This is a genomic window from Nonomuraea zeae (assembly GCF_005889725.1).
Lineage (GTDB): Bacteria > Actinomycetota > Actinomycetes > Streptosporangiales > Streptosporangiaceae > Nonomuraea > Nonomuraea zeae.
This window is the reverse complement of record NZ_VCKX01000163.1, coordinates 17556-27353: the sequence shown is the minus strand read 5'-3', so window position 1 is coordinate 27353 and position 9798 is coordinate 17556. Positions and strand designations below refer to the sequence as shown.

At 66.8% G+C, this 9798-nt stretch carries 4 protein-coding genes; all 4 read left to right on the top strand.

All coding sequences use genetic code 11. The annotated features are described in order from the left end of the window. Nucleotides 1–773: 773 nt before the first annotated feature. The 4 genes from ETD85_RS38570 to ETD85_RS38555 all read left to right on the top strand — a co-directional run bounded on the left by ETD85_RS38570 (nucleotide 774) and on the right by ETD85_RS38555 (nucleotide 9568). A complete protein-coding gene (locus ETD85_RS38570; protein ID WP_138694768.1) occupies nucleotides 774–1274 on the top strand; it encodes a hypothetical protein in 501 nt (166 codons plus the stop codon). Further along, the gene (locus ETD85_RS38565; RefSeq protein WP_240779702.1) at nucleotides 1271–1768 is read left to right on the top strand and encodes a hypothetical protein; all 498 of its coding nucleotides are present in this window, start codon (nucleotides 1271–1273) and stop codon (nucleotides 1766–1768) included. Before ETD85_RS38570 ends, ETD85_RS38565 begins: the two co-directional genes overlap by 4 nt. A 436-nt stretch (nucleotides 1769–2204) precedes the next feature. Beyond that, on the top strand, nucleotides 2205–5675 hold the full coding sequence (rpoB, locus tag ETD85_RS38560; RefSeq protein ID WP_138694767.1) for a DNA-directed RNA polymerase subunit beta: 3471 nt from the start codon (nucleotides 2205–2207) through the stop codon (nucleotides 5673–5675). Nucleotides 5676–5692: 17 nt separating this feature from the next. Further along, the gene (locus ETD85_RS38555; protein ID WP_138694766.1) at nucleotides 5693–9568 is read left to right on the top strand and encodes a DNA-directed RNA polymerase subunit beta'; all 3876 of its coding nucleotides are present in this window, start codon (nucleotides 5693–5695) and stop codon (nucleotides 9566–9568) included. Nucleotides 9569–9798: the final 230 nt, after the last annotated feature.

Genomic DNA, 9798 nt, shown 5'->3' with positions numbered 1-9798 from the left:
GGTCCGGTGGGGGGTGTGGTCCGGCGGGGGATGATCCGGCGGTGGACGTGACCCCGGCGGTGGACATTACCGGCGGTGCTCGGCAGTCCTCGTCGTGGCGCTGCATCGCCTGCCCGTGCACGGCGCGTCTTCGCGTGCGCGTTCGTGGCGTCGTCTCTGAACGCTTGTTTGTCCGCGGAAGGCATTCCGGGAGGGAAGGGCCGTGCTGGGCGCTCAGCGGCCCTCTGAGAGCCATCTGAAGGCATTTGCGGGGAATCTGGCGGTCCTGACCGATTCGCTCAGGAAAGGTGCCCGCGCTCTGTCGGACGCTCTCGGCCAGGTACGCCGCCCGTCGCGCGGTCCATGGCGCGGGGCTCGTGGGCGGGGTGGAGCCCGGTTCCGCCGTGCAGATGGTCCCGGGCAGGGTGCCCAGCCAGGAGGGCGCCTGAGCGCGCTACACGGCACGTGAGCGGCAGGCGGGCGGGCCGGTGGGCTGACGCACGAAGCGGGCTGACACGCGAAGCGGGCTGCCATCCGGGCTGGAGTCGCCGGGAGGCTGAACGTACAGGGCCGAGTGTGGCCGCGCCCCCGTTGCACAGCACAGGGCCGAGTGTGACCGCGCCCCGTCGCACGGTATGGGGCCGCACACCCCTCGCGCGGCACAGGGTGGAGGGGCAGTGTGACCGAGTCTGTCGTCGTGTGGTGGCCGGCCAACCGTCTCCGTTGATTAAGAGGCTTCCTGAGTGGGTGTCACGTTATGATCCGGCGACCGACCGGGGAAGGGGTGAGCAGACGTGGCGGGAGTTGCCGTACGGCCCGCTCGCATCCTGATCGCGGCGCTCAGCGGGGTGCTGGCGGTGCTGGTGGGCACGGGCGTGTGGATCGCCGCGCAGGCGCGCGAGGAGCAGGGCAGGGCAGGCGACAGGCAGGCCGTGCTGGTGGCCGCCGGCACCCACGCGAAGAATCTGATCTCGCTCGACTACAAGACCGTCGCCGGCGACGTGCAGCGCATACTTGACACCTCGACGGGGGCGGCCAGGGCCGAATACGCCGCCAACGCCGGGAAGCTCAAGTCCACCACGCTGGCGAACAAGGTCGTCCAGCACGGCGTGCTGCGCGCCACAGGGCTCGTCTCCATGACGGACACCACCGCCAAGGTGCTGGTCGTGGCCGATGTGGAGATTCGCTGGGACGGCTCGAAGAGCGCGCCGCAGGAGCGGTACTACCGGTGGTCGATGGACCTGACCAAGGTCGGCGGCGTCTGGCTGGTGGCGAAGGCGGTGCAGGTGGTGTGAGAACCTTCATGATCGTCCTGCTGGGCGTCCTGGTGGTCGTGGGGGGCGTGCTGGTGCCGACGATGTGGTTCAACCTGCGCGACCTGCGGGACGCCGACGCGGCGGGCGCCGAGGCCATGGCCGCGGCCAGGAAGTTCGCGCCGGACCTGCTCTCCTACGACTACCGGACGGTGGAGGCCGATCTGGCGCGGGCCGGCACGCACACGACGGGCGAACTGACCAAGCACTACAAGGAGCTGACGACGACCCTGGTCTCCAAGGCCAAGGCCCAGAAGATCGTGCAGACGGCGGCCGTCGCGGGGGCCGGAATCGAGCACGCGACACCCGACCGCGTCGAGGTTCTGCTGTTCGTGAACACTGGTACGGTCAAGGAGATCCCAGGTAAAGACGGGGCCGAACCACGGTTCGCCCAGAACCGGGCGAGGTTCGTCATGGTGCGGCAAGATTCGCGCTGGCTGGTGGCGGATCTTTCGACCCTCCTGGGCACTGCCTGACCGTACGGGCGCGCCGCTTCCTTCAATTGTTACCAAAAATCAGGTTTAGCGCAGCCATTGACAGGGGTACCTCAGTCACAGCTACACCGGTTGTCGGCATGGGTTCGACCCTCGGTGTGACAGAGCGTTAACCGCCCACGATCGCGGGTATCGTCTTGGGCCTGGCGGTAGGCGACCGGTCACACAGGGGAGAAAACCCAGCGTCCGGGCCCCTAGTCGGCTAAAAGTCGGGCTTGTGGGCTTGACGTTTCCGCCTGAACGGGCGATGCTGCGACCAACGTGGAGCATGCAGCGAGAGCGAAGTGGACAGGCGTGTGCCGTTCGGCTACACTGCCCCTTTGCGCTGCCCTTTGACGACCCGTGATGCTTGCTCACGTTGCGAGGTTGTCTGGCGTGCGTGTAGTCAGTCCGCCGCGAGCCCTCGGAAGGACATCTGTTGGCAGCCTCGCGCAACGCCTCCGCCGTACCCGCTGGTCCCCGTCGCGTCTCTTTTTCGCGCATCCAGGAGCCCCTCGAAGTTCCTGACCTTCTCGCTCTGCAGACCGAGTCGTTCGACTGGTTGCTCGGCAACGAGAAGTGGAAGGCCCGGGTAGAGGCGGCTCGCCAGGCCGGGCGCAAGGACGTCCCGACCCAGTCGGGCCTCGAAGAGATCTTCGAAGAGATCAGTCCCATCGAGGACTTCTCGGGGACCATGTCCTTGTCGTTCCGCGACCATCGGTTCGAGCCGCCCAAGTACTCAGTCGATGAGTGCAAAGACAAGGACATGACCTTCTCCGCCCCGATGTTCGTGACGGCGGAGTTCATCAATAACACCACCGGTGAGATCAAGAGCCAGACGGTGTTCATGGGCGATTTCCCGCTCATGACGCCGAAGGGCACCTTCATCATCAACGGCACCGAACGTGTCGTCGTCTCGCAGCTGGTCCGTTCGCCTGGCGTCTATTTCGAACGCAATGTCGACAAGACGTCCGACAAGGATCTCTATGGCTGCAAGGTCATCCCGTCCAGGGGTGCCTGGCTGGAGTTCGAGATCGACAAGCGCGACAGCGTCGGTGTTCGCATCGACCGCAAGCGCAAGCAGGCCGTCACCGTGCTTCTCAAGGCACTGGGGTGGACCAGCGAACAGATCCTCGAGCGGTTCGGCCAGTACGAGTCGATGCGCGCCACCCTGGAGAAGGACCACACGGCCGGCCAGGATGACGCTCTGCTCGACATCTACCGCAAGCTGCGGCCGGGTGAGCCGCCGACCAAGGAGTCGGCGCAGACCCTGCTGGAGAACCTGTATTTCAACCCCAAGCGGTACGACCTGGCCAAGGTCGGCCGATACAAGATCAACAAGAAGCTCGGGGTCGACTCCGAGATCACGCAGGGCACGCTGACCGAAGAGGACATCGTCGCCACGATCGAGTACATCGTCCGCCTGCACGCGGGCGAGGAGTCGATGCCGGGCGCCGGTGACCGCGAGGTCATCGTCGAGGTCGACGACATCGACCACTTCGGCAACCGCCGCCTGCGCAGCGTCGGCGAGCTCATCCAGAACCAGGTCCGCCTGGGCCTGGCCCGCATGGAGCGCGTCGTCCGCGAGCGGATGACCACCCAGGACGTCGAGGCGATCACGCCGCAGACCCTGATCAACATCCGCCCGGTCGTGGCGTCGATCAAGGAGTTCTTCGGCACCTCGCAGCTGTCGCAGTTCATGGACCAGACCAACCCGCTGGCCGGCCTGACGCACAAGCGGCGTCTGTCCGCGCTGGGTCCCGGCGGTCTGTCCCGTGAGCGGGCCGGGTTCGAGGTCCGTGACGTGCACCCGTCCCACTACGGCCGGATGTGCCCGATCGAGACCCCTGAAGGTCCCAACATCGGTCTGATCGGCTCGCTGGCCTCCTATGGCCGGATCAACGCCTTCGGCTTCGTCGAGACGCCTTATCGCAAGGTCGTCGACGGCAAGGTGACCGAGCAGATCGACTACCTGACCGCTGACGAGGAAGACCGCTACGTCAAGGCGCAGGCCAACACGGTGCTCAACGCCGACGGCTCGTTCGCCGAGTCCCGGGTTCTCGTCCGTACCAAGGGCGGCGAGACCGAGCTCATGCGGGCCGAGGAGGTCGACTACATCGACGTGTCGCCGCGCCAGATGGTGTCGGTCGCCACCGCGATGATCCCGTTCCTGGAGCACGACGACGCCAACCGCGCGCTCATGGGCTCCAACATGCAGCGCCAGTCGGTGCCGCTGCTCAAGAGCGAGGCGCCGCTGGTCGGCACCGGCATGGAATACCGTGCCGCCACCGACGCGGGCGACGTCATCAGCGCCGAGAAGGCCGGTGTCGTCGAAGAGGTCTCCGCCGACTACGTCACGGTCATGAACGACGACGGCACGCGTACGACGTACCGGGTCGCCAAGTTCAAGCGCTCCAACCAGGGCACCTCGTTCAACCAGAAGCCCATCGTCGCCGAGGGCGACCGGGTGGAGGTCAACCAGGTGATCGCCGACGGTCCTTGCACCGACCAGGGTGAGATGGCCCTGGGCAAGAACCTGCTGGTGGCGTTCATGCCGTGGGAGGGTCACAACTACGAAGACGCGATCATCCTGTCCCAGCGCCTGGTCCAGGACGACGTCCTTTCCTCGATCCACATCGAGGAGCACGAGGTCGACGCCCGTGACACCAAGCTGGGCCCGGAGGAGATCACCCGGGACATCCCCAACGTCTCCGAAGAGGTCCTGGCCGACCTCGACGAGCGCGGCATCATCCGCATCGGCGCCGAGGTCGTACCCGGTGACATCCTGGTCGGCAAGGTCACGCCCAAGGGCGAGACCGAGCTGACCCCGGAAGAGCGGCTGCTGCGCGCGATCTTCGGTGAGAAGGCCCGCGAAGTCCGCGACACCTCGCTGAAGGTGCCGCACGGCGAGCAGGGCAAGGTCATCCACGTGCGCGTCTTCAGCCGCGAGGAGGGCGACGAGCTGCCGCCGGGCGTCAACGAGCTGGTCCGCGTCTACGTGGCGCAGAAGCGTAAGATCACCGATGGTGACAAGCTGGCCGGCCGGCACGGCAACAAGGGCGTCATCTCCAAGATCCTGCCGGTCGAGGACATGCCGTTCCTGGAGGACGGCACCCCGGTCGACATCATCCTCAACCCGCTGGGCGTGCCCGGCCGGATGAACGTCGGCCAGGTGCTGGAGACCCACCTAGGGTGGATCGCCGCCAGAGGATGGGATATCTCCGGCATCCAGGAGGCCTGGGCCGAGCGGCTGCGTGACAAGGGCTTCGAGAAGGTCGCCCCGCGCACCAACATGGCCACGCCGGTCTTCGACGGCGCCCATGAAGAAGAGATCGTCGGGCTGCTCGGCAACACCGTCGCCAACCGCGACGGTGACCGGATGGTTCAGCAGAGCGGTAAGGCTCAGCTGTTCGACGGCCGCTCCGGCGAGCCGTTCCCGTATCCGATCTCGGTCGGCTACATCTACATTCTCAAGCTGCTGCACCTGGTCGACGACAAGATCCACGCGCGGTCGACCGGCCCGTACTCCATGATCACCCAGCAGCCGCTCGGCGGTAAGGCCCAGTTCGGCGGCCAGCGCTTCGGTGAGATGGAGGTGTGGGCGCTGGAGGCGTACGGCGCCGCCTACGCCCTGCAGGAGCTGCTGACCATCAAGTCCGACGACGTTCTCGGCCGGGTGAAGGTCTACGAGGCCATCGTCAAGGGCGAGAACATTCCCGAGCCGGGCATCCCGGAGTCCTTCAAGGTCCTCATCAAGGAAATGCAGTCGCTGTGCCTCAACGTCGAGGTGCTCTCCAGCGACGGCATGTCCATCGAGATGCGAGACACGGACGAGGACGTCTTCCGCGCAGCGGAGGAGCTCGGTATCGATCTGTCCCGGCGTGAGCCGAGCAGCGTGGAAGAAGTCTGAGGGGGAGATCGCACAAAATGCTAGACGTCAACTTCTTCGACGAGCTCAGGATCGGTCTTGCGACCGCCGACGACATTCGTCAGTGGTCGCACGGCGAGGTCAAGAAGCCCGAGACCATCAACTACCGAACCCTCAAGCCGGAAAAGGACGGGCTCTTCTGCGAGAAGATCTTCGGTCCGACCCGCGACTGGGAGTGCTACTGCGGTAAGTACAAGCGCGTCCGCTTCAAGGGCATCATCTGTGAGCGCTGTGGCGTCGAGGTGACTCGCGCCAAGGTGCGCCGTGAGCGGATGGGCCACATCGAGCTGGCCGCGCCTGTCACGCACATCTGGTACTTCAAGGGTGTTCCCTCCCGCCTCGGCTACCTGCTCGACCTGGCCCCGAAGGACCTGGAGAAGGTCATCTACTTCGCGGCCTACATGATCACGCAGGTCGACACCGAGATGCGTGAGCGTGACCTGCCCTCGCTGGAGGCGAAGATCTCCGTCGAGCGGCAGCACATCGAGCAGCGCCGTGACGCCGACGTCGAGGCCAGGCAGAAGAAGCTCGAAGGCGACCTGGCCGAGCTCGAAGCGGCCGGCGCCAAGGGCGACCAGCGCCGCAAGGTCCGTGAGGGCGCCGAGCGCGAGATGCGTCAGCTCCGCGACCGGGCCCAGCGCGAGCTGGACCGGCTCGACGAGGTCTGGAGCCGCTTCAAGAACCTCAAGGTCCAGGACCTCGAGGGCGACGAGCTGCTCTACCGCGAGATGCGCGACCGCTTCGGCCGCTACTTCAAGGGCGGCATGGGCGCGCAGGCGATCCAGGACCGCCTGATCAGCTTCGACCTCGACGCCGAGGCCGAGAACCTGCGCGAGACCATCCGCAGCGGCAAGGGCCAGAAGAAGGCCCGCGCGCTCAAGCGGCTCAAGGTCGTGTCGGCGTTCCTCAACACGACCAACTCGCCGCGCGGCATGGTGCTCGACTGCATCCCGGTCATCCCGCCGGACCTGCGCCCGATGGTGCAGCTCGACGGTGGCCGGTTCGCCACCTCCGACCTGAACGACCTGTACCGCCGGGTCATCAACCGGAACAACCGCCTCAAGCGTCTGCTCGACCTCGGCGCGCCCGAGATCATCGTGAACAACGAGAAGCGGATGCTCCAGGAGGCCGTCGACGCGCTGTTCGACAACGGCCGTCGCGGTCGCCCGGTGACCGGTCCCGGCAACAGGCCGCTGAAGTCCCTGAGCGACATGCTCAAGGGCAAGCAGGGTCGTTTCCGCCAGAACCTGCTGGGCAAGCGAGTCGACTACTCCGGCCGTTCGGTCATCGTCGTCGGCCCGCAGCTCAAGCTGCACCAGTGCGGTCTGCCCAAGCAGATGGCGCTGGAGCTGTTCAAGCCGTTCGTGATGAAGCGGCTGGTTGACCTCAACCACGCCCAGAACATCAAGTCGGCCAAGCGGATGGTCGAGCGCGCCCGCCCCGTGGTGTGGGACGTGCTCGAAGAGGTCATCACCGAGCACCCGGTGCTGCTCAACCGCGCTCCGACGCTCCACCGTCTGGGCATCCAAGCGTTCGAGCCGCAGCTGGTCGAGGGCAAGGCCATCCAGATCCACCCGCTCGTCTGCACCGCGTTCAACGCGGACTTCGACGGCGACCAGATGGCCGTGCACCTGCCGCTGTCGGCTGAGGCCCAGGCCGAGGCACGCATCCTGATGCTCTCGACCAACAACATCCTCAAGCCGGCCGACGGCAAGCCCGTGACGATGCCCACCCAGGACATGGTCATCGGCCTCTACTGGCTGACCACCCAGAAGGACGGGGCGATCGGCGAGGGCCGCGTGTTCGGCTCGATCGCCGAGGCGCAGATGGCGTTCGACCGCGGCGAGCTGGAGATTCAGGCGAAGATCCAGATCCGCATGAAGGACGTCCTGCCGCCGCGCGAGTGGGTCGCTCCCGAGGGCTGGGAGCAGGGTGACGCCATCCGGCTGGAGACCACGTTCGGCCGGTGCCTGTTCAACCTGACGCTGCCCGACAGCTACCCCTTCGTCGACTTCCAGGTCGGCAAGAAGCAGCTGTCCACGATCGTGAACGAGCTGGCGGAGACCTACCCCAAGATCGAGGTCGCCAACTCGCTCGACGCGCTCAAGGACGCGGGCTTCCGCTGGGCGACGCGCTCCGGTGTCACGATCTCGATCGAGGACGTCGTCGCGCCCCCGAACAAGACCGACATCATGGAGAACTACGAGCGCCGGGCCGACAAGGTCCAGCGCGAGTACGAGCGCGGTCTGATCACCGACGAGGAGCGCCGTCAGGAGCTCATCGAGATCTGGACGCACGCGACGGCCGACGTCGAGACCGACATGGTCAACGCCTTCCCGGCGACCAACCCGGTCTGGATGATGGTCAACTCGGGCGCCCGTGGTAACAAGATGCAGGTCCGGCAGATCGCCGGCATCCGCGGCCTGGTGTCCAACACCAAGGGTGAGACGATCCCGCGGCCGATCAAGGCCTCGTTCCGCGAGGGCCTGTCGGTGCTGGAGTACTTCATCTCCACCCACGGTCAGCGGAAGGGTCTGGCCGACACCGCTCTGCGTACCGCGGACTCGGGTTACCTGACCCGTCGTCTGGTGGACGTGGCGCAGGACGTCATCGTGCGCGAGATCGACTGCGGCACCGACCGCGCGGTCCCGCTGCACGTCGCCGACCGCGACGCGTCCGGCAACCTGGTCAAGGCGGAGAACGCCGAGTCCAACGTGCACGGCCGCATCCTGGCCGAGGACGTCGAGGTCGACGGCAAGATCATCGCCCCGGAGGGTGTCGACATCAACGACATCCACGTCACGGCGCTGGTCGAGGCCGGCATCGAGACCGTCCGCACCCGCAGCGCGCTCGTCTGCGAGGCCAAGATCGGTGTCTGCGCGACCTGCTACGGCCGCTCGCTGGCCACCGGCAAGCTCGTGGACGTCGGCGAGGCGGTCGGCATCATCGCCGCCCAGTCGATCGGTGAGCCGGGCACGCAGCTGACCATGCGTACGTTCCACACCGGTGGTGTGGCCGGCGCCGACATCACCCACGGTCTGCCCCGTGTCACGGAGCTGTTCGAGGCGCGCATCCCCAAGGGTGTCGCCCCGATCTCCGAGGCCGAGGGCCGGGCTCGCATCGACGAGACCGACAAGACCAGGAAGATCGTGATCACCCCCGACGACGGCTCGGAGGAGATCGCGTACCCGGTGTCGATGCGTTCGCGCCTGCTCGTGCAGGACGGCCAGCGCATCACGGTCGGCCAGCAGCTCGTGGCCGGTGCGGTCAACCCCAACGAGGTGCTGCGCATCCTCGGCCCGCGGGCCGTGCAGCTGCACCTGGTGGCGGAGGTCCAGCAGGTCTACCGGTCGCAGGGTGTGTCGATCCACGACAAGCACATCGAGATCATCGTGCGGCAGATGCTCAAGCGCGTGAACGTGCTGGAGTCCGGTGACACCGACCTGCTGCCCGGCGAGCTCGTGGAGCGTCCGCGCTTCGAGCAGATGAACCGCGAGACGGTGGCGGAGAGCGGCTCCCCGGCCGCCGGTCGCCCGGTGCTCATGGGCATCACGAAGGCGTCGCTCGCCACCGAGTCGTGGCTGTCGGCGGCCTCCTTCCAGGAGACGACCAGGGTCCTGACGGACGCGGCGATCCACGCCAAGTCCGACTCGCTCCTGGGCCTGAAGGAGAACGTCATCATCGGTAAGCTCATCCCGGCCGGTACGGGCATGCCCCAGTACCGCAACATCCGGGTGGAGCCCACCGAGGAGGCCAAGGCCGCCATGTACACCGTGGGCGGCTACGACGGCTCCGCGGCCGACTACACCTTCGGCACCGGCAGTGGCGAGGCCGTGCCCCTGGAGGAGTACGACTTCGGCCAGTACAACAGGTGATTTCCCGTCACTGGTAAGCGCGCGCGCCCGGGTCTCTCTCACGAGAGGCCCGGGCGCGGCGCTTTTCCGGCCTTCTCCTTGAGCGCGGCCTTCTTCTGAACACGCCCTTCCCGCATGCGCGGCCTTCTCGCACGCGCGGTCTGCTCGTACGCGGCGCCGTGGTGGCCCCAGACGCCCTCGTGGGCAGGGGGCCGCCCAGGGAGACACCCGCCGGGCCCGCCACCGGCCAG

Coding starts and splice junctions, on each gene's coding strand:
- ETD85_RS38555 (WP_138694766.1), top strand. CDS start 5,693: ATGCTAGACGTCAACTTCTTCGACGAGCTCAGGATCGGTCTTGCGACC.